The organism is Blattabacterium cuenoti (assembly GCF_014251755.1).
GTDB classification, from domain to species: Bacteria; Bacteroidota; Bacteroidia; order Flavobacteriales; family Blattabacteriaceae; genus Blattabacterium; species Blattabacterium cuenoti_AN.
Genome location: NZ_CP059200.1, coordinates 175161 through 194068 on the forward strand (window position 1 = coordinate 175161; position 18908 = coordinate 194068).

The 18908-nt window shown below is 25.6% G+C and carries 20 protein-coding genes; 8 read left to right on the forward strand and 12 right to left on the reverse strand.

Translation table 11 applies throughout. The annotated features are described in order from the left end of the window. The first annotated feature begins 3 nt into the window (after positions 1-3). A complete protein-coding gene (gene purD, locus H0H57_RS00820; RefSeq protein ID WP_185863942.1) occupies positions 4-1239 on the forward strand; it encodes a phosphoribosylamine--glycine ligase in 1236 nt (411 codons plus the stop codon). A 14-nt stretch (positions 1240-1253) separates the two neighbouring features. Beyond that, positions 1254-2804: a glutamine-hydrolyzing GMP synthase gene (gene guaA, locus H0H57_RS00825; protein ID WP_185863943.1), complete on the forward strand. Its 1551-nt coding sequence runs from the start codon at positions 1254-1256 to the stop codon at positions 2802-2804. A gap of 11 nt (positions 2805-2815) precedes the next feature. On the opposite strand, the gene accD is transcribed toward guaA, so the two are convergent. Continuing rightward, the gene (gene accD, locus H0H57_RS00830) at positions 2816-3655 is read right to left on the reverse strand and encodes an acetyl-CoA carboxylase, carboxyltransferase subunit beta (protein ID WP_185863944.1); all 840 of its coding nucleotides are present in this window, start codon (positions 3653-3655) and stop codon (positions 2816-2818) included. Between the two features lie 7 nt (positions 3656-3662). Further along, positions 3663-4736, reverse strand: coding sequence for a class II fructose-bisphosphate aldolase (fbaA, locus tag H0H57_RS00835; RefSeq protein WP_185863945.1), 1074 nt, complete (start codon positions 4734-4736; stop codon positions 3663-3665). Between the two features lie 116 nt (positions 4737-4852). Here fbaA and H0H57_RS00840 point away from each other — a divergent pair, with 116 nt between their 5' ends. Beyond that, entirely contained in the window at positions 4853-7450 is a 2598-nt protein-coding gene (locus tag H0H57_RS00840) for a UvrD-helicase domain-containing protein (RefSeq protein WP_185863946.1), read from the forward strand. Between the two features lies 1 nt (position 7451). Here H0H57_RS00840 and lipA read toward each other — a convergent pair whose 3' ends face one another. Further along, positions 7452-8306, reverse strand: coding sequence for a lipoyl synthase (gene lipA, locus H0H57_RS00845; RefSeq protein WP_185863947.1), 855 nt, complete (start codon positions 8304-8306; stop codon positions 7452-7454). Between the two features lie 102 nt (positions 8307-8408). Here lipA and H0H57_RS00850 point away from each other — a divergent pair, with 102 nt between their 5' ends. From H0H57_RS00850 to H0H57_RS00860, 3 genes are read left to right on the forward strand one after another with little or no spacing between them, the layout of a single operon-like run. Further along, on the forward strand, positions 8409-9512 hold the full coding sequence (locus H0H57_RS00850; RefSeq protein ID WP_185863948.1) for a Nif3-like dinuclear metal center hexameric protein: 1104 nt from the start codon (positions 8409-8411) through the stop codon (positions 9510-9512). Positions 9513-9514: 2 nt separating this feature from the next. Continuing rightward, positions 9515-10309, forward strand: a complete 795-nt coding sequence (locus tag H0H57_RS00855) for a zinc ribbon domain-containing protein (RefSeq protein ID WP_185863949.1) — start codon at positions 9515-9517, stop codon at positions 10307-10309. Between the two features lie 3 nt (positions 10310-10312). Beyond that, on the forward strand, positions 10313-10870 hold the full coding sequence (locus H0H57_RS00860) for a thioredoxin family protein (protein WP_185863950.1): 558 nt from the start codon (positions 10313-10315) through the stop codon (positions 10868-10870). Here the strand turns inward: H0H57_RS00860 and H0H57_RS00865 are convergent. The 4 genes from H0H57_RS00865 to H0H57_RS00880 are packed head-to-tail and all read right to left on the reverse strand — an operon-like array spanning position 10854 to position 14699. Beyond that, positions 10854-11861, reverse strand: a complete 1008-nt coding sequence (locus tag H0H57_RS00865; RefSeq protein ID WP_185863951.1) for a DHH family phosphoesterase — start codon at positions 11859-11861, stop codon at positions 10854-10856. The two genes, H0H57_RS00860 and H0H57_RS00865, sit on opposite strands and share 17 nt — an antisense overlap. Before the next feature lie 5 nt (positions 11862-11866). After that, entirely contained in the window at positions 11867-13285 is a 1419-nt protein-coding gene (locus tag H0H57_RS00870) for a CCA tRNA nucleotidyltransferase (RefSeq protein ID WP_185863952.1), read from the reverse strand. A 1-nt stretch (position 13286) separates the two neighbouring features. After that, entirely contained in the window at positions 13287-13877 is a 591-nt protein-coding gene (locus H0H57_RS00875; RefSeq protein WP_185863953.1) for an L-threonylcarbamoyladenylate synthase, read from the reverse strand. Further along, complete coding sequence (locus H0H57_RS00880) at positions 13878-14699, reverse strand: 2,3,4,5-tetrahydropyridine-2,6-dicarboxylate N-succinyltransferase (protein WP_185863954.1); 822 nt, start codon at positions 14697-14699, stop codon at positions 13878-13880. It lies immediately after the preceding gene. 75 nt (positions 14700-14774) lie between these two features. On the opposite strand from H0H57_RS00880, the gene ruvX reads away from it, so the two are divergent. Both ruvX and def read left to right on the forward strand, forming a co-directional pair. After that, a complete protein-coding gene (gene ruvX, locus H0H57_RS00885; RefSeq protein ID WP_185863955.1) occupies positions 14775-15200 on the forward strand; it encodes a Holliday junction resolvase RuvX in 426 nt (141 codons plus the stop codon). Between the two features lie 10 nt (positions 15201-15210). After that, positions 15211-15744 (forward strand): peptide deformylase, encoded by a 534-nt coding sequence (gene def / locus H0H57_RS00890; protein ID WP_185863956.1) that lies wholly within the window; start codon positions 15211-15213, stop codon positions 15742-15744. Here the strand turns inward: def and rplT are convergent. Genes rplT through H0H57_RS00915 form a run of 5 tightly spaced genes read right to left on the reverse strand, consistent with a single transcriptional unit; the run spans position 15736 to position 18908 of the window. Then, on the reverse strand, positions 15736-16086 hold the full coding sequence (gene rplT, locus H0H57_RS00895) for a 50S ribosomal protein L20 (RefSeq protein WP_185863957.1): 351 nt from the start codon (positions 16084-16086) through the stop codon (positions 15736-15738). The two genes, def and rplT, sit on opposite strands and share 9 nt — an antisense overlap. Positions 16087-16092: 6 nt before the next feature. After that, positions 16093-16281, reverse strand: coding sequence for a 50S ribosomal protein L35 (gene rpmI, locus H0H57_RS00900; RefSeq protein ID WP_185863958.1), 189 nt, complete (start codon positions 16279-16281; stop codon positions 16093-16095). A gap of 9 nt (positions 16282-16290) precedes the next feature. Continuing rightward, positions 16291-16824 (reverse strand): translation initiation factor IF-3, encoded by a 534-nt coding sequence (infC, locus tag H0H57_RS00905; protein ID WP_185863959.1) that lies wholly within the window; start codon positions 16822-16824, stop codon positions 16291-16293. Between the two features lie 35 nt (positions 16825-16859). Further along, positions 16860-18134: a threonine--tRNA ligase gene (gene thrS, locus H0H57_RS00910; RefSeq protein WP_185863960.1), complete on the reverse strand. Its 1275-nt coding sequence runs from the start codon at positions 18132-18134 to the stop codon at positions 16860-16862. A 27-nt stretch (positions 18135-18161) separates the two neighbouring features. Further along, complete coding sequence (locus H0H57_RS00915) at positions 18162-18908, reverse strand: MIP/aquaporin family protein (protein ID WP_185863961.1); 747 nt, start codon at positions 18906-18908, stop codon at positions 18162-18164.

The window sequence follows — 18908 nt, forward strand, 5'->3', positions numbered from 1 at the left end:
AAAATGAAAATTTTAATTCTTGGAGGCGGAGGACGTGAACATGCTATGGGAAAAAAATTATTGGAAGATGATCATTCCATTCATCTTTATTTTTATCCTGGAAATGGAGGAACAAGTACAATAGGAAAAAATATTGAAAATCAATATACGGTATTGGATTTAGGTTTTTTTGCTAAAAAAAATGCAATAGATATAACTATTGTAGGATCCGAATTTTTTTTATTAGAAGGAATTGTAGACATTTTTCAAAATTTGGGATTAAAAATAGTTGGACCACACTATTTAGCTGCTAAACTTGAGGGAAATAGAATTTTTGCTAAATCCTTTATGAAAAAATATGGAATTCGTACTCCTAAGTATAATATATTTTCTTGCTATGAAAAAGCTATAAATTTTTTGAAAAAGAATACAAATTCTATAGCTATTAAAACTAATGGAATAGCTGCAGGAAAAGGAGTCATTTTATCTCATAATCAAAATGATGCGATAAAAGCTTTAAAAAATATTATGATAAAAAAAAAATTTGGAAAATCTGGAAATCAAATTATCATAGAAGAATTTTTGCAAGGAAAAGAATCTTCTATCATATCTCTTTTCAATGGAAAAAACATTATTCCTTTCTTATCGGCTAAAGATTATAAAAAAATAGTAGAAAATGAAACAGGATTGAATACAGGAGGAATGGGATGCATTGTTCCCAATCCATATATGACAAATTCTATTTGGATCGATTTTAAAAAAAATATTTTAGTACCTACTTTAGAAGGATTAATAATGGAAAAATTAACTTTTTTTGGATTTCTCTATTTTGGATTGATGATTTCTGATAATAAAGTTTATTTATTAGAATACAATACTCGGATCGGAGATCCGGAAGCTCAAACTTTATTCCCATTAATGAAAAGTAATTTTTTAAATATCATTCAATCTTCTTTTCAACATAAAGAAATATCTATAGATTGGAAAAAATTATGTTCTTGTTGTGTCGTTTTATCATCTAGAGGATATCCTGAAAAATATGAAAGTGGAAAAATTATAGAAGGAGTAAATTCTTTAAAAGAACCTTTTTATATTGCTGGAGCAGAAGTAAAACAAAAAAAATGGATAACATCAAGTGGACGAGTTCTCAATATAGTAGGAATAGGAAATACTATTCAGGAAGCCAGAATAAAAGCTTATGAAAAGGTACAAAAAATTAAATTTGAAAATTTATATTTTAGAAAAGATATTGGTTTATAATTCAGTAAACAAACATGAAAAAAGATTTTATACTCATATTAGATTTTGGATCTCAATATAGTCATATCATTGCTAGAAAAATTCGAGACATAGGAGTCTATACTTTATTATATCATTATAAAGATATTTCTATATTTCATGTAATTTCTAAACAAAAACCTAAAGGGATTATTCTGTCAGGAGGTCCTTTTTCTGTTTATGAAAAAGGTTCTCCATTAATATCCAAAAATATTTTTTATCTAAATATTCCCATATTCGGAATTTGTTATGGAATGCAACTTATTTCTTTTCTTTTTGGAGGAAAAATAAAAAAATCAAAATCCAAAGAATATGGAAAATCCTATTTGATCATAAATCATCCTAATAATAATCTATTTTATGGAGTTCCCAATAAATCTGTTGTTTGGATGAGTCATTTTGATGAAGTCAAAAATATTCCAAAAGAGTTTCAAGTCATTGGATCTACATCATCTTGTGAGATTGCCGCTTTTAGTCATCTTAACAAAGATATTTACGCCGTTCAATTTCATCCAGAAGTAAAAAATACAGAATATGGAATATCTATATTGAAAAATTTTGTTTCTCACATTTGTAAATGTAATTTGAATTGGAAATTCAATAATTTTGTGAAAAATACGATAGAGAATATTAAAAAACGTGTAAATAAAAAAAAAGTTATACTAGGTTTTTCTGGAGGAGTCGATTCTTTTGTTACTGCTTACATTATTCATAAAGCGATTGGTAATTCTTTGAATTGTATTTTCGTAGATACAGGATTATTGCTAGAAACTGAAAAAGAAAAAATATTTTTTTTATGCAAAAAAATGCATTTTTCTATAAAAATAATAGATGCTAAAAATCAGTTTTTGTCTAAACTAATTGGAGTTATAGATCCTGAAGTAAAAAGGAAAGTGATAGGAAGGGAATTCCTTTCTATTTTTCAACAAGAATCAAAAAACATTAAAAATGTTGAATTTTTAGCACAAGGCACTATTTATTCCGATGTTATTGAATCTTCTGTTTTTTCGAAATACTCAAGTGAGTCTATCAAATCCCATCATAATGTAGGAGGATTACCAAAAACATTCATGAAATTAAAACTCATTGAACCATTAAAAGAATTATTTAAAGATGAAGTCAGGAAAATAGGAGAAAAATTGGGCCTTCCAAAAGAAATTCTATATCGTCATCCATTTCCTGGTCCTGGATTAGGAATTCGTATTATTGGAGAAATCAATGAAAAAAAAATTTCTATTTTAAAACAAGCAGAAAATATTCTTTTACAAGAATTAAAAAATTTTAATATATACGATTCTGTAAGTCAGGCTTTTATTATTTTATTACCTGTAAAATCTGTAGGAATCAAAGGGGATAAACGAACATATGAATATGCAGCGATATTGCGTGTCACGAACACCGAAGATTTTATGACTGCTACTTTTTCACATTTATCTTACGATTTTTTAGAAAAAGTTTCAAATAGAATTACTAATGAAGTTGATGGAATTAATAGAATCGCATACGATATAACCTCTAAACCTCCATCTACTATTGAATGGGAATGATTTTTTCATTATCATATCATCATAGAAACTAGATTATATATATTTTTTTTTAATTCTGTTCTAGGAGAAATTAAATCTATAAAACCATGATCCATTAAAAATTCTGCGGTTTGAAATCCTTTTGGAAGATCTTTTCCGATTATTTCTCTAATTACTCTAGGTCCAGCAAATCCAATCATAGCTCCTGGTTCAGCTATATTTATATCTCCAAGTAAAGAATAAGAAGCCGTAACACCTCCCGTTGTTGGATCAGTCAAAACAGAAATATAAGGAATTTTAGCATCACGTAATTGAGTGAGTCTAGCTATAGTTTTAGCCATTTGCATTAATGAAAAAGAGGACTCCATTATTCTTGCTCCTCCCGATTTAGAAATTAAAATATATGGATATTTTTTGTCAATACAATATTTGATAGCTCTAGATATTTTTTCTCCTACTACGGATCCCATGGATCCTCCTATAAATGAAAAATCCATACAAGATATCACTACATTTATAGTTTGAATTTTTCCAACCCCTGTTCTAATAGCATCATATAAATTTGTTTTTTTTCGTGTTTCTTGAATTCTATCTGTGTATTTTTTATAATCTTTCCATTTCATAGGATCTTTACTTATCATTTTTACATTCATTTCTAAAAATTCACCATGATCAAAAAGAATTTCAAAATATTCTTTACTATGAATTCTTACATGATATCCATCTTCTGTACTAACATAATCATTTTTTTTTAACTCTTCTGTATCTATAATTTTTCCGCTAGAAGTTCTATACCAAATACCTTTTGGTAAATCCTTCCTATCGTTTATAGATGTTATAATATTCTTTTTTTTTCTTAAAAACCAAGCCATGGTTGTTTTATAAAGTATTAATATTATTCATAAATTCAAAATATTTTTTTAAAATCATTTTAAAATATTTTTCTCCTTCTCTTAACCATATTCTAGGATCATAATATTTTTTATTAGGAATATGTTTTCCTTTTGGATTTCCTATTTGTTTTTTTAAGTATTCTTTATTTTGATTCATATAATCTCGAACTCCACAAGTAAAAGCATATTGCAAATCAGTATCAACATTCATTTTCACAACTCCGTAATTAATAGCTTTTTGTATCTCATTTTTAGTAGACCCTGATCCTCCATGAAAAACTAAAGACACTGGTTTTTTTGTTTTAGTATGAAATTTATTTTGTATATATTCTTGTGTATTTTTCAAAATTTCGGGACGAAGCATAACATTTCCAGGTTTATAAACTCCATGTACGTTTCCAAAAGAAGCCGCTATAATGAAATTATCACTGATTTTCATTAATCTTTCATAGGCATAAGCAACCTCTTTGGGTTGAGTATAAAGTTTATTATTTTCAATATTGGAATTGTCTATTCCATCCTCTTCTCCTCCCGTTACACCAAGTTCTATTTCAAGAGTCATTTTACTTTTATTCATCCTATCAAAATACTGTTCACAAATGTGAATATTTTCTTTTAAAGATTCTTGAGAAAGATCTAACATATGTGAGCTAAACAACGTTTTTCCAAAACGTTTATAATATTTTTCATTGACTTCTATCAATCCATCTATCCATGGAAGAATAGATTTAGAACAATGATCTGTATGAAGAATAACCGTTGTTTGATAATATGAGGCTAATTCATGAATATGCATAGCACAAACAATAGAACCTTGAATTGCGGATTTTTGTTTTTCACTATTTTTTAATCCTTTTCCAGCATTAAAAATAGCCCCTCCATTAGATAATTGAATAATAACAGGAGAATTTACTTCTGCAGCTGTTTCCATAACTGCATTCATAGTATTGGATCCAATAACGTTTACAGCAGGTATAGAAAAAACGTTCTCCTTAGCGTATTCGAATATTTCTTTAACAAGATTACCAGTAGCTACTCCAGAAGGAAATTTTTTAGACATATGTTTCAAATTTATTTTAACAAGGATTCACAAATGTAAAAAAAGTATTTTTTTTAGATATAAAATTTCTTTTTAAAAGATATGAAAAAATTTTTATTAAATTAATAAAATTCAATATGCTAGTTTTACCGTCTACATTAAAAATATACAATGCTTCAGCTGGTTCTGGAAAAACTACTCTTTTAGTTATCAATTATCTTTATATTTTATTAAAAAGTCCTTATCCTGACGAATATAAAAGAATTTTAGCCTTAACTTTTACTAAAAAAGCTTCTGAAGAAATGAAAAATCGCATTTTACAATGCATAAAAGAATTTTCAAACAAAAAAGTTAAAAAAGAATATTGTTATTTGTTTAATTATATCACAAAAAATTTAAGTTTAACAAAACATCAATTGTATCAACGTTCTGAAAAAATATTATTTTCTATATTACACGATTTTCATTCTTTTTCTAGAAATATAAGTACAATAGATAAGTTTACTTATAATATTATAAGATCTTTTTTTTCAGAAAAAGAAATCCATTTAGAAATGGATACAGATCGATTTTTATTTAAAATTGTAGAAAATATATTATATAAATTAAAAAATACTGAAAAATGGTCAAATGTTTTAATTCAATCTTCTTTAGATAAACTAAAAAGAGGAAAAAATTGGAATTTGAGAAAAGAATTATTTAAAATAGCTCATGTAATGGTTGAAGAAAATAATTTTTTTCCTATAAAAAAAATGAAAAATTTTTCTTTAGAAAATTTTTTGCAGTTAAAAAGTACTCTAATTAAAAGAACTAAAGAATTTGAAAAAAAATGTAAAAAAAAAGGAGAAAAATTTTTCCAACTTTTAGAAAATACTGTTATTCAAGAACATTCATTTATTCATTTAGATTTACCAAGATTCTTTCGAAAGTTTAAAAATGGAAATATATTTTTTAATCCTTTTCATGAACGTATTGAAAAAAATATTCAAAAAGGAATATTCTATTCTAAATTTTTTTCTGATATGAATCAGAAAATACTAATAGAAAAAAATCAAAAAAAAATATTCCTATTATATGAAAAGACAAAATCTATATATAAACAAAATATATTCAATTATCTTTTGGATAAACTTTTTTTAAAAAACATAAGCTTATTATCAATAATACATGAAATCGAAAAAGAGATTCATTCTATAAAAAATGAAAAAAAAATTATTTTAAATGCAGAATTAAATAAAATTCTTTATGAAAAAATTGTTGAAGGAACATTTCCAAATATATATGAAAAAATAGGCATACAATATAAACATTATTTCATAGATGAATTTCAAGATATTTCATTTTTACAATGGAAAAATATTAAAATTTTAGTTGAAAATGCATTATCTGAAAACGGATCCGCTATGATAGTAGGAGATCCCAAACAATCTATATATAGATGGAGAGGCGGTGATTCTAAACAATTTATAGAATTAATCTACTCTAAATCAAATTATTATAAAAAAGACATAAAAACTATAGAAAGAAATTTTCGTAGTTATGAAGAAATTGTAAAATTTAATAATTTACTTTATCAATCTATATCTAAAATATTTCATTCTACCATTTACCAAGATATATATACAAATTACAAACAAAAAATAGACAAAAAATATGGTGGATATGTAGAAATAAATTTTCTTAATGATTCTAAAAATTACAAGGAACATATTTATTCAAACATAAAAAAGAAAATAGAAAAATTATTGAAACAAAAATATATATTATCAGATATTGCGATTTTAGTCAGAAACAATGAAGAAGGTCATTTTTTGTCTGAAAAATTAGTGAAAGATGGTATTATTGTAAATACTTCTGTTTCTTTACTAATAAAAAATCATTTGGAAATCCAAATTATCATAAATTTTTTTTACATTATTGCTTATCCTCATTGTTACCAAAAAAGAGTTCTTTTAATTTTTTTATTGTTAAAAAATAAATTCATTCGTACTAAAAGGAATGATCATGATTTCATTATAAAAATACTTTTTCTACCTTTGGATCTATTCTTAAAACAGATTCTGTTTAAAAAAAATTCATTAACATTAAAAAAGTTATATAATCAATCTATATACAACATATCAGAAAAAATTATTGAATCTTTTGGATTATTAAATAAACGAAATTCTACATATATCTATTCTTTTTTAGATTTTGTTTATAGATCTATAAAAAGGGTAGGAAATTCTGTTATAGATTTTTTAGATTATTGGGAATTTCAAAAAGAAAAGGAAAGTATTGTGATTTCGGATCACATTAATGCTATTCGTATTATGACTATTCATAAATCTAAAGGATTGCAATTTCCTGTAGTCCTTATTCCTTTCACTAATTGGAGTCTTTTTTCTAATAAAGAAAAAGAAAAAGTATGGATCAATGTGAATCCTCATTTATATAATGGATTAAACCCTATTTTTTTAGAAAAAATAGAACCATATTTTAAATATATAAAACATGATAATAATATCCGAAATTTTTATGAAGATTATTTATCAAACATTAAATTTGACAACATTAATTTATTATATGTAGCTACTACTCGTTCTATTGAACAACTCATTTTATTTTCAAAACTTGGAAATGATAAATCCGTATCATTTTACATCAAAAATTTTTTGTGTGAAAAAAAAATGTGGAATGAAAAAAAATTTCAGTATTGTTTTGGAAAAGAAAAAAAAATTATTAAAAATTCTTAATTTATTTTATATGCTTTTCTGCATGATAAGAAGATCTAACTAATGGTCCACTTTCTACATATTTAAATCCCATTTTTAATCCGATTTTTTTCAATTTTTGAAATTGTTCTGGAAAAACAAAAAAACGAACAGGATAATGTTTTAAGGAAGGTTGTAAATATTGTCCCATTGTCAGAATATCTACTTTAGATTTTATAATGTCTTTCATGGTTTCTATTATTTCTTCTTCTTTTTCTCCTAATCCTAACATGATTCCTGTTTTTGTACGTATATTTCGATTTCTTTCTTTTATATATTGTAAAACTTCAAGACTACGATTATATTTAGCTTGAATACGAACTTTTTTTGTTAATCTGGAAACTGTTTCTACATTATGTGAAATCACTTCTGGCTTAATATCAATTATTTTATCTATTATTTTTTTTTCTCCTTTAAAATCTGGAATTAAAGCTTCTATTGTAATATTCGGATTAAAATATCGTATTTTTTGTATAGTATGAATCCATATAGAACAACCCATATCCCGTAAATCATCTCGATTAACAGAAGTTAATACAGCATGTTTTATTTTTAGTATTTTTATAGATTTTGCTACTTTTTCTGGTTCTTTCCAATCTATTTTATTAGGACGTCCTGTTTTCACTCCACAAAATCTACAAGATCTTGTACAAATATTTCCTAATATCATGAAAGTAGCCACTCCTTTATCCCAGCATTCTCCTATATTGGGACAACTTCCACTTTGACAAATTGTATTCAGTTTATGCAAAGAAACTAATTTTTGCAATTCATGATAATTTTTACTCATTGGTAATTTTACTTTTATCCACTTTGGTTTTTTTTGAAAAACATTCATATTTTTTTTAAAATTTTTATTATATATAACACTTTATATAAAAATAAAAAAATCAATTTTTTTTGATAAATTTGTCAAAATGTGTGTTTTTTTATTATTTATATGAAAGTGTTTGTTAGAGACATCGCTTATATATTGGAAAATCTAGCTCCTCTAGAATATGCAGAGTCTTATGATAACGTTGGATTAATAGTAGGATCATTTCATAAAGAAGTAAAAAAGGTATTGATCACTTTAGATCTCACTGAAGAGGTTTTTTATGAATCTATAAAAAAGAAATGCGATTTGATAATTTCTTTTCATCCTATCATTTTTAAATCTATTAAGAATATAACTGGAAAAACATTTTCAGAAAGAGTCATAATTCATGCGTTAAAAAATGATATATCTATTTATGTCATTCACACAAATTTAGATGTAGTATGGAAAGGTACTTCTTCTTATATATCCAAATTATTACAAATTAACAGAGAAAAAGTTCTTATTTCAAAAAAAAAAACTATAAAAAAATTAATAACTTATGTTCCAATTAATTATGCTGAAAAAGTAAGAAATGCTTTATTTGAAGCAGGAGCTGGAAATATTTCTAATTACAGTCATTGTAGTTATAATTTTGACGGATATGGAAGTTATATGGGGAATAAAAAAACCAAACCTTTTATTGGAAAAAAAGAAATTTTTCATATAGAAAAGGAAACTTGTATTGGTGTTATTTTTCCTAATTATAAATTAGATATCATAAAAAAGACGCTATTTCAAAATCATCCTTATGAAGAAATAGCTTACGAAATTTACAACCTTGAAAATATTAATCCTTATATAGGAATAGGTTTTATAGGAACCCTTATAAAAAACATGAATGAACATGATTTTCTTTCTTTTCTAAAAGAAAAAATGAATCTTTCTTGTATTCGACATTCTAATTTTATAGAAAAAAAAATTCAAAAAGTTGCTATGATTCCAGGTTCAGGACGTTTCGGAATCGAATCTGCTGTAAAAGAAAAAGCGGATGTTTTTATTTCCTCTGATTTTAAATATCATGATTTTTTGAAATGTGAAAAAAAAATATTAATTGTGGATATAGGACATTATGAATCTGAAAAATTTATTAAAAATTTACTGAAATCTTTTTTATATCAAAATTTTACTTCTATTTCTGTTTTTGAATCAGAAGTTCATACTAATCCAGTTAAATATTTTTATTAATTATGAGATATAATAAAAAACAAGAAGCCGTCACTGTAGTAGATAAATTGAGAGTATTGTATAATCTTCAATTAATAGATTCTCGTATGGATGAAATACGAAAGTTCCGTATAAATATTCCTATGGAGATAAAAAGTTTAGAAGAAGAACTAGACGAAATGAAAAAAAAATTAAAATATTTTGATGAAGATATTTTTTCTATAAAAGAAAATATAAATAAACAAAATAAAAATATTAAATCATCAGATATGTTGATCAGTAAATATGAAAAACAAAAAGATCATATCAAAAATCATAAAGAATTATATTCTATAGATAAAGAAATTGATTATCAAAAATTAGAAATCCAATTATCTAAAAAAAAAATTAAGGAATTGAATATTCAAATTCATAAAAAAAAGGAAATTTTAAAAGAAAAAGAAGAAATGTTAGAAAATAAAAAAAAACATCTTTTTCACAAAAAAAAAGAATTGAATAATATTCTTATAGAAAATGAGAAAGAAGAACAAATTCTATTAGAAAAATTTTCATGTTTTTCTAAAAAGGTAGATAATGATTTATTGAAAACTTATCAAAAAATCAGAAACAGAGTAAAAAATGGGATAGCTATTGCTCCAGTACAAAGAGGTGCTCCTTTGGGTTCTTATCTTGCAATAACACCTCAAAAATATTCTGAACTAATACAACGTAATAAACTCTTAATAGATGAACATAGTGGAAGAATATTAATAGATGCGGAATTGGCTGAGGAAGAAAAGAAAAAATTTTTTGTTTTTTGTTATAAAAAAAAATCATAGATCATGGTACAAACTTATTCTTCTAGTGAAATTAAAATTCAAATTAAAGATTTTGAATTATTAGAAGTTTCTTCAGGAAAAAAGAAGTTTTTGAAATCTTTTTTTTCGAATCAAGCAACTGTAATCATGTTTATTTGTAACCACTGTCCGTATGTTAAACATATTAATGCGGAATTAATTCGTTTAGCTAATGATTTTATTCCAAAAATGATTTCATTTTTAGCTATAAATTCTAATGATGCAAAAAAGTATCCAGAAGATTCTCCAGAAAATATGAAAAAAGTATGTTATAAATTAGGTTATCCTTTTCCTTATTTTTTTGATGAAACACAGGAAGTAGCAAAATATTATTTTGCAAAATGTACTCCTGAATTTTTTATATTTTCCGGAAATGGGATTTTATGTTATCACGGACAATTAGATGATTCTAGACCTGGAAATAATGTTCCTGTTACAGGTAATGATGTAAGAAATGTATTGAAAAATATTTTAAAAGGAAAAAAAATACTATATCCAATAGTAAAATTGAGTTACGGATGTAATATTAAATGGAAAGTATAAGAGGTTTATAATAATAGGGAATAATATTTAAAAAATATTTGATAGATTCAGACAAACTTTTTTCCGATATTCCTCCTGCTGCATTTCTGTGTCCTCCTCCTCTAAAATGTTTTCTTGCAAACATATTTACATCAAAATTTCCTTTCGAACGAAAGGAAATTTTGATAGGGAATTTTTCTTTTTCTTCAAAAAAGAAGACGGAAAAAACAATGTTTTTAATACCTAATCCATAGGTAATAATTCCTTCTGTATCTCCTTGTTTATATGAATCAGAATTGATATCCGAAGCTCTTATGCTGGTATAAGCTGTTCTATATTTATTAATAATTTTCAATTTTTTTAAGGCTTTAGATAATAATTTTAATCTATTTTCATTGTATTTTTCTTGTAAATGATTATAAATGGAATTGATATCAATTCCATTCTCTATTAATTTTCCTGCAATAAAATGAGTTTCTGAAGTAATAGAAGGAAAACGAAAAAAACCTGTATCAGTCATTAATCCTGCATATAAACACGTAGCTATTTCTTTGTCTATTTTATCTAAATTATTCATGTCTGATATAAATCGAAAAACTAAAATACTGGTAGCTGCTACTGTAGGGTCTGAAAACATAAAATCAAAACAAAATGGAAAAGGATGATGATCAATTAGTATTGTTTTTGCTTTCGAACACGAAAAAAGATTTTTAATCTTATTAATTCTTGAAAAATTATTAAAATCTATAAAAAAAATGTAATCAGAATTTACAATCTTTTTTTTTACTAAAGATTGTGTATGTTTTGAATATACAAGAATGTCCTCAGTTCCAGGAAGCCATTGAAAAGATTCAGGATATTCTGTTGGAGAGATTAAATCTACATCATGCTTTAATTTTCTAAAATAAAATAAAAGAGCTAAAGAAGATCCTAAAGCATCTCCATCTGGATTATTGTGAGGAATTAATATAATTTTTTTTTTATTGATTCCATTTATGTTAGAAAACAACATACATATTATTTTTTTTTTAAACCCAATTCTTTTCCTTTTTTTAACATAATAAAATAAGCAGAATGAAAATTATTAGATATTTTTCCTTCCAAAATAGAATCTTTAACAAAATTTTTTATAATTCCTATTTCCTTACATGGATCAATTTTAAAAGCCTTCATTATATCATTTCCTGATATAGGAGATTTCCAATTTTGAATCCTATCTTTTTCTTCTAATCTTCTAATTCTTTCCATTAGAATATCAATATTTTTTTGATATTGATTTTTTTTTTCTATATTATTCGTAGTAATATCAGCGATACATAACTTCATTAAATCTTCTAAATCGTTTCCTATCTCAAATAATAATCTACGTATAGCAGAATCACTAGTATTATTTCCTATTAACGAAATAGGTCTATAACTATGCTGAATGATTTTTTGAACATATTTCATAGAAGAACCTTTTGGTAGCTTTAAACGTTGGAATATATTTGGAACCATCTTAGATCCTACAAATTCGTGAGCATGGAAAGACCATCCTATTTTAGGAAAAAATTTTTTGGTATAAGTCTTTCCTATATCATGAAGTAATGCAACCCATCTTAACCAAATAGAATTATTTTTTTCTTTACTAATATTATCTACTACTTGCAAAGTATGATAAAAATTATCTTTGTGTTTATATCCATTTTTTTCTTCTATTCCTTTCAACGAAACTAATTCCGGTAATATAATTGATAATAATCCAGATTTATATAATAAAAGCAATCCTATAGAAGGCTTTTTAGATAGTAAAATTTTGTGAAATTCTTCTACAATTCTTTCTGTAGAAACAATATTGATTCTATTTTTATTTTTTTGAATTGATTGAAATGAATTTTTTTCAATTTTAAACTGTAATTGAGTAGAAAATCGTATAGCTCGCATCATTCGCAGTGGATCATCCGAATAAGTAATATTGGCATCTGATGGAGTTTTTAATATTTTTTTTTTTAAATCTGATAATCCTCCAAATGGATCTATCAATTTTCCATAATTATTACGGTTTAAACTAATAGCTAAAGTATTAATTGTAAAATCTCTTCTATTTTGATCATCTTGTAAGGATCCCAACTGAATAATTGGTTTTCTACTAGAAAAAAAATAAGATTCTTTTCTTGATCCTACAAATTCTATTTTTTGATTATCATATTCTAACATAGCTGTCCCAAAACGTTTAAATATTCTGATTATCGGAGAAGGAATAAGATATTTAGAAACTTCTTCAGCTAATTTTACTCCTTCTCCGATAGTTAAAATATCTAAATCCTTTGATTCTATTTTTCCTATCAAAACATCTCGAACATAACCTCCTATTACATAACTTTTTTGTTTTATTCTTTGAGAAGAAATACTTATAATGCGAAATATTTGTTGATGAACAACAGATGATAAATTCATATCAGTCTCGTAATATTTTGACCTGATCAGATACTATTTTTATAATAGAAGAACTCCTATACCTATAGGGCCCTTTTTCTTCTCTACGGAAATTTACAACATAATCTGTTTTATTTAAAATAAAAGGATTAATTTCAGAAAAAGATTTGGGAGTAACAAATCCAGACAAATTAGCAGAAGTAGAAATTATGGGTCTATCCAAATTTTGGATTAAACAAATACAAAATGGGTCATGTGTTAAACGAACAGCTAAAGTATTATCTTTTCTAAAAAAATTAGATGCTATTTTTTTAGTATTTTCATATACTATAGTGATAGGTTTTTCTTTTTTAAGAAAATTGTCTAAAATTATTTTTTTAGTAAAATGAGGAATTTCTCCTACTAATTGATGCAAACGATCCATACTTTCTACTAAAACAATCATAGATTTGTAAAGATTTCTATTCTTGATTTCACATATTTTTTTTATAGCTTGTAAGTTAAATGCATCACATCCCAATCCCCATACAGTATCTGTAGGATACAACAAATTTTTTCCTTTTTTTAATATATCTACACTTCTTTCTATTTCTTCTACTACGTAAAAAGACATTTAAATTGATAAATTATGAGTTCTCAATGCATCATTTAAAGATATTTTTTTGTCTGTGCTTTCTTTCCTTTTTCCTATAATCATAGCACATGGAACATGATATATTCCTGAAGGGAATTTTTTTGGATAAGTTCCTGGTATGACAACAGAATATTTTGGAACTATACCCTTAATTTCAATAGGTTTTTCATTAGTTACATCAAAAATTTTAGTAGAGGCTGTAATAACGACATTTGCTCCTAAAACAGAACCTTCTTTTATTAAAACTCCTTCTACTAAAATACATCTAGATCCAATAAAAACATTATCCTCAATAATAACTGGATGAGACTGTAAAGGTTCTAAAACGCCTCCTATTCCTACTCCTCCACTTACATGAACACGTTCTCCTATTTGAGCGCAACTTCCCACTGTTGCCCATGTATCTATCATAGTATTTTTTCCTATATATGCTCCTATATTTATATAAGAAGGCATAAGAATGACTCCAGGTGATATATATGAACCATAACGTGTTATAGCATGAGGGACCACACGAACTCCTTTTTCTTTAAATTTATTTTTAATAGGAATTTTATCATAAAACTCTAATGGACCTAATTTTATTGTATTCATTTTTTGAACAGAAAAATACATAATAATAGATTTTTTAATCCATTCATTAACTATCCATTTTCCATTTAAATAATTTGATACTCTAATTGAACCTGTTTCTAAATATTCAATAACCTGAAAAATTACATTTTTTATATGTTCATCAGTGGACCATACACTATTTTTCTTATTCCAAGCTTTTTCTATTTCTAATTTTAGTCTATTCATTTTTTATTTTATATTGTTGGATAACAAATAAAACAAAAGTAGCAAAAATAAAATAAGATCACAAGTATTTTGATAATGTCAAAAATATTAGGAATAGATTATGGAAAAATTATGACGGGATTGTCTATAACAGATGCAAAAAAAATATTTGCATTTGGACTAGATTCTGTTCCTACCAAAAATCTAATGAATTTTTTAGAATCTTTTTTAGTTTGTGAAAAAATAGAAAAAATCGTTGTAGGATTGCCAAAAAAATTGAATAATCAAAAAGAGGTTTTAATAGAAACAGAAATTCAAAAATTTATCAAAAAATTTCACATAAAATATCCTAAGATCATTATAAAAAGATTAGATGAACGTTTTACATCTAAAATAGCTTTTGCTACTATGATAAAATTGGGTTTGAAAAAAAAAAAAAGGAGAAAAAAAGGAATTTTAAATCAAATTAGTGCCACTATAATTTTACAGTCTTATCTTACAAAAAAAGATAAAAATTCATGAATTAATTCATATGATATTACCTATAGTTTTTTATGGAAATCCTATTTTAAGAAAAAAATGTTTGGACATAGATTTTTCTTCTTGTGACAGAAAAGAAAAAATCAATCAATTGATTCAAGATATGTTTGAAACAATACACAAAGCAAAAGGAATAGGATTGGCGGCACCCCAAGTAGGAAAAGATATTCGACTTTTTATAGTCAAGACACCTTGTTTAAATGGAGAAAATATAAGCAATTATAAGGAAGTTTTTATTAATGCAAAAATATTAAAAATTCATGGAAAAGAATGTAAATTTAATGAAGGATGCCTGAGTATTCCTGGAATTATGGGGTACATTAAAAGAAAAACTCATGTTAAAATTGAATATTATGATCAAAATTGGAAAAAACAAAAAAAAACATTAACAGGCATATGTGCAAGAGTGATTTTACACGAATATGATCACATTGAAGGAAAACTTTTTATAGATTATTTTTCTTATAAAAAAAAGAAAATAATAGAAAAAAAATTGAGTCAATTATCCGAAAATAATTTATTTTGAATAAACATCATCTACCATTTTTTTGAAAACATCAGGATTATTCATAGATATATATGAAAGAATTTTTCTATTGATTTTAATTTTTTTTTCGGATAATTGACTCACAAACTCAGAATAAGATTTTCCATACTGACGTATACTTGCATTGATACGTTGAATCCAAAGAGATCTAAAATTTCTTTTTTTGATTTTTCTTCCTGAAAAAGCATAAACAAAAGACTTTTCTACAGCATTTTTAGCAACTGTATAAACTTTACTTCTGGAACCATAAAAACCTCTGGATGATTTCAGTATTTTTTTACGTTTTCTTCTAGAAGAAACCGCATTTGTAGATCTAGGCATAATTTTCTAAATTTGTGTTTTAATGTTTTTTTGATCGGATTTTTTCAATAAAGTAAATAAAGAAAGATGACGTTTCCTTCTTTTAGATTTTTTAGTTAATAAATGATTCTTGAATGCACGTCTTCTTTTAAGATATCCATTCGCTGTTTTTTTAAATCTTTTTTTTGATCCTGATTTTGTTTTTAATTTAGGCATAATAATACGTTAAAATTTTTTGGGAGCTAATATCATGTACATTCTCTTTCCTTCCATTATCGGCATTTGCTCTACTTTTCCATATTCCTCAATTTCTTCCGCAAATTTTAATAATTTGATTTTACCTTGATCTTTGTATACTATAGAACGTCCTTTAAAAAAAACAAAAACTTTCACTTTATCTCCGCGCATTAAAAATTTCTCTGCACTTTTAATCTTAACTTTTCCATCATGATCTCCAATCTGGGGGCCGAATCTAATTTCTTTAGTATTGACTTTAATTTGTTTCGCTTTAAATTGTTTTTTTCTTTTTTTTTGTTCATATAGAAATTTTTTGTAATCCAGTATTTTACATACGGGTGGATTTAATTTAGGATTAATTTCAACCAAATCTAACTCTCTATTTCTAGAAAATTGAATCGCTTCTTGTATAGAGTAAATCCCATTTTCTATGGAAGAATCCCCGACTAAACGAATTTTTTGTGCATCAATATTTTCATTGACTCGATGTTTCTCTTTTTTTTGCGATAATGGTCGGTACATTCTATTTTTTTTATGACCTCTCGAAAATTTTTTTTTTATAATAGTTTTATAGTTTTAGTTTTTAAATTTGTTTCATTCAAAATAGATTCTATTCCATTGGATAGAGAAAATATTCCTATATGTCCTAACCCATGACGTCGTAATGACATCATTTCATTTTTTTCCTCTTTATTTCCCAAAATTATCATATAAGGAATCTTTTTTTCTTCAGAATCCCTAATTTTTTTATTAATTTTCTCATTTCTGTTATCAAGAAATACACGAATATTGTAACTTGACATTAAATTTAAAATTTTTTTTGCATAAACGACATATTTATCACTTATAGGAAGTATAACGGCTTGATTCGGAACTAACCACAATGGTAGATTTCCTTCTGTATGTTCTATCATAATAGCAATAATCCGTTCTAACGAACCAAAAGGTGCTCTATGTATCATTACTGGACGACACTTTTCATTATTTTTTCCTTTATAATATAAATCGAATCTTTCGGGTAAATTATAATCTACTTGAATCGTTCCAAGTTGCCAATTTCTTCCTAAAGAATCTTGAATAAGAAAATCTAATTTCGGACCATAAAAAGCCGCATCTCCATAATTAATAGATGCTTCTATATTTTCCTTTTTTACCACTTTTAATATAGCTTTTTCAGCTTTTTCCCAATTTGTTTTTGATCCTATATAATCATCTATTTTTTTAGGATCTCTAAGAGAGATTCTAACTGTATATGTCAGAAAACCTAGAGTACGAAAAACATAAAAAACTAAGTTAATGACTTTCTTCAATTCTTCCAACAATTGATCGTCAGTACAAAAAATATGTGCATCATCTTGAGTAAAACATCTAACTCTAGTTAATCCATGAAGTTCTCCACTTTGTTCATAACGATACACTGTTCCAAACTCTGCAAATCGTTTAGGAAGATCACGATAAGACCATTCTTGAGAACGATAAATTTCACAATGGTGAGGACAATTCATAGGTTTTAAAAGAAACTCCTCTTCTTTACGAGGTGTGTAAATGGGATTAAAATTATTTTTTCCATATTTATCCCAATGCCCACTCCTAACATACAATTTTTTATGTCCAATATGTGGTGTTACAACCATTTCATATCCATATTTTTTTTGAACATCAGTTAAAAATTCTTCTAAATTTTTTCTAAAAATTGTTCCTCTAGGTAACCATAAAGGTAATCCAGTTCCTACTCGATCAGAAAAAACAAAGAATTTTAGTTTTTTTCCTATCTTCCTATGATCTCTATTAAAATCTTTTTTTGAAAAAGAAACTAACTTATTTTTTTCCATGAAAATAAGTTACAAGTTTTTTTATTTTTATAATGATAAACATAAATAGAATACTGATGCTATGACACATCCAACTATAGGTCCAAGTATTGGAATCAAAGCATAATTCCAATGATTTTTTTCTTTTCCCGGAATAGGAATGATAGAATATATAATTCTTGGTCCTAAATCACGAGCAGGATTTAGGGCTGCACCTGTAGCTCCTCCTAAGGATAAAACAACTCCTAACACAACTAAAGCAGAAGGAATGGCTCCTAATGATCCCAAACCTATAGGATATTTTTCTTCTTTAAAAAAAAGAGTTCCTTCTGTAGAAAGATATAAAAAAATCAATATGAAAACAAAAGTAGATAATACTTCACTTAAAAAATTTGAAAATAAATTTTTTATAGAAGGAAAAGTCACGAAAACAGATAATTTTTCTTGTTTTTCTTGAGTTTCAAAAAAATGATCTTTGTATAAAAACCATACCAATAGAGATCCTAACATAGCTCCAATGAGTTGAGAAAAAATATAAAAGGGGACCATTTTCCAACTAAATTTTCCAATAATAGCAAAACTTATTGTCACACATGGATTTAAATGGGCTCCACTATAAGGAGCAGAAACTATTATTCCCATAAAAACAGCCAATGCCCACCCTATAGTAATAGTTAACCATTCTCCATTTTTGCTATGACCTTTAGTTTTTGATAAAATAACGTTTGCTATTACACCATTTCCTAGAAATATTAGAATCATTGTTCCTATGATTTCTGCATATATTTTTGTCAT

Excerpts from the sequence above, each read along its gene's own strand:
- purD (WP_185863942.1), top strand. The coding sequence starts at position 4 with ATGAAAATTTTAATTCTTGGAGGCGGAGGACGTGAACATGCTATGGGA.
- guaA (WP_185863943.1), top strand. The coding sequence starts at position 1,254 with ATGAAAAAAGATTTTATACTCATATTAGATTTTGGATCTCAATATAGT.
- accD (WP_185863944.1), bottom strand. The coding sequence starts at position 3,655 with ATGGCTTGGTTTTTAAGAAAAAAAAAGAATATTATAACATCTATAAAC.
- fbaA (WP_185863945.1), bottom strand. The coding sequence starts at position 4,736 with ATGTCTAAAAAATTTCCTTCTGGAGTAGCTACTGGTAATCTTGTTAAA.
- H0H57_RS00840 (WP_185863946.1), top strand. The coding sequence starts at position 4,853 with ATGCTAGTTTTACCGTCTACATTAAAAATATACAATGCTTCAGCTGGT.
- lipA (WP_185863947.1), bottom strand. The coding sequence starts at position 8,306 with ATGAATGTTTTTCAAAAAAAACCAAAGTGGATAAAAGTAAAATTACCA.
- H0H57_RS00850 (WP_185863948.1), top strand. The coding sequence starts at position 8,409 with ATGAAAGTGTTTGTTAGAGACATCGCTTATATATTGGAAAATCTAGCT.
- H0H57_RS00855 (WP_185863949.1), top strand. The coding sequence starts at position 9,515 with ATGAGATATAATAAAAAACAAGAAGCCGTCACTGTAGTAGATAAATTG.
- H0H57_RS00860 (WP_185863950.1), top strand. The coding sequence starts at position 10,313 with ATGGTACAAACTTATTCTTCTAGTGAAATTAAAATTCAAATTAAAGAT.
- H0H57_RS00865 (WP_185863951.1), bottom strand. The coding sequence starts at position 11,861 with ATGTTGTTTTCTAACATAAATGGAATCAATAAAAAAAAAATTATATTA.
- H0H57_RS00870 (WP_185863952.1), bottom strand. The coding sequence starts at position 13,285 with ATGAATTTATCATCTGTTGTTCATCAACAAATATTTCGCATTATAAGT.
- H0H57_RS00875 (WP_185863953.1), bottom strand. The coding sequence starts at position 13,877 with ATGTCTTTTTACGTAGTAGAAGAAATAGAAAGAAGTGTAGATATATTA.
- H0H57_RS00880 (WP_185863954.1), bottom strand. The coding sequence starts at position 14,699 with ATGAATAGACTAAAATTAGAAATAGAAAAAGCTTGGAATAAGAAAAAT.
- ruvX (WP_185863955.1), top strand. The coding sequence starts at position 14,775 with ATGTCAAAAATATTAGGAATAGATTATGGAAAAATTATGACGGGATTG.
- def (WP_185863956.1), top strand. The coding sequence starts at position 15,211 with ATGATATTACCTATAGTTTTTTATGGAAATCCTATTTTAAGAAAAAAA.
- rplT (WP_185863957.1), bottom strand. The coding sequence starts at position 16,086 with ATGCCTAGATCTACAAATGCGGTTTCTTCTAGAAGAAAACGTAAAAAA.
- rpmI (WP_185863958.1), bottom strand. The coding sequence starts at position 16,281 with ATGCCTAAATTAAAAACAAAATCAGGATCAAAAAAAAGATTTAAAAAA.
- infC (WP_185863959.1), bottom strand. The coding sequence starts at position 16,824 with ATGTACCGACCATTATCGCAAAAAAAAGAGAAACATCGAGTCAATGAA.
- thrS (WP_185863960.1), bottom strand. The coding sequence starts at position 18,134 with ATGGAAAAAAATAAGTTAGTTTCTTTTTCAAAAAAAGATTTTAATAGA.
- H0H57_RS00915 (WP_185863961.1), bottom strand. The coding sequence starts at position 18,908 with ATGACAAAAATATATGCAGAAATCATAGGAACAATGATTCTAATATTT.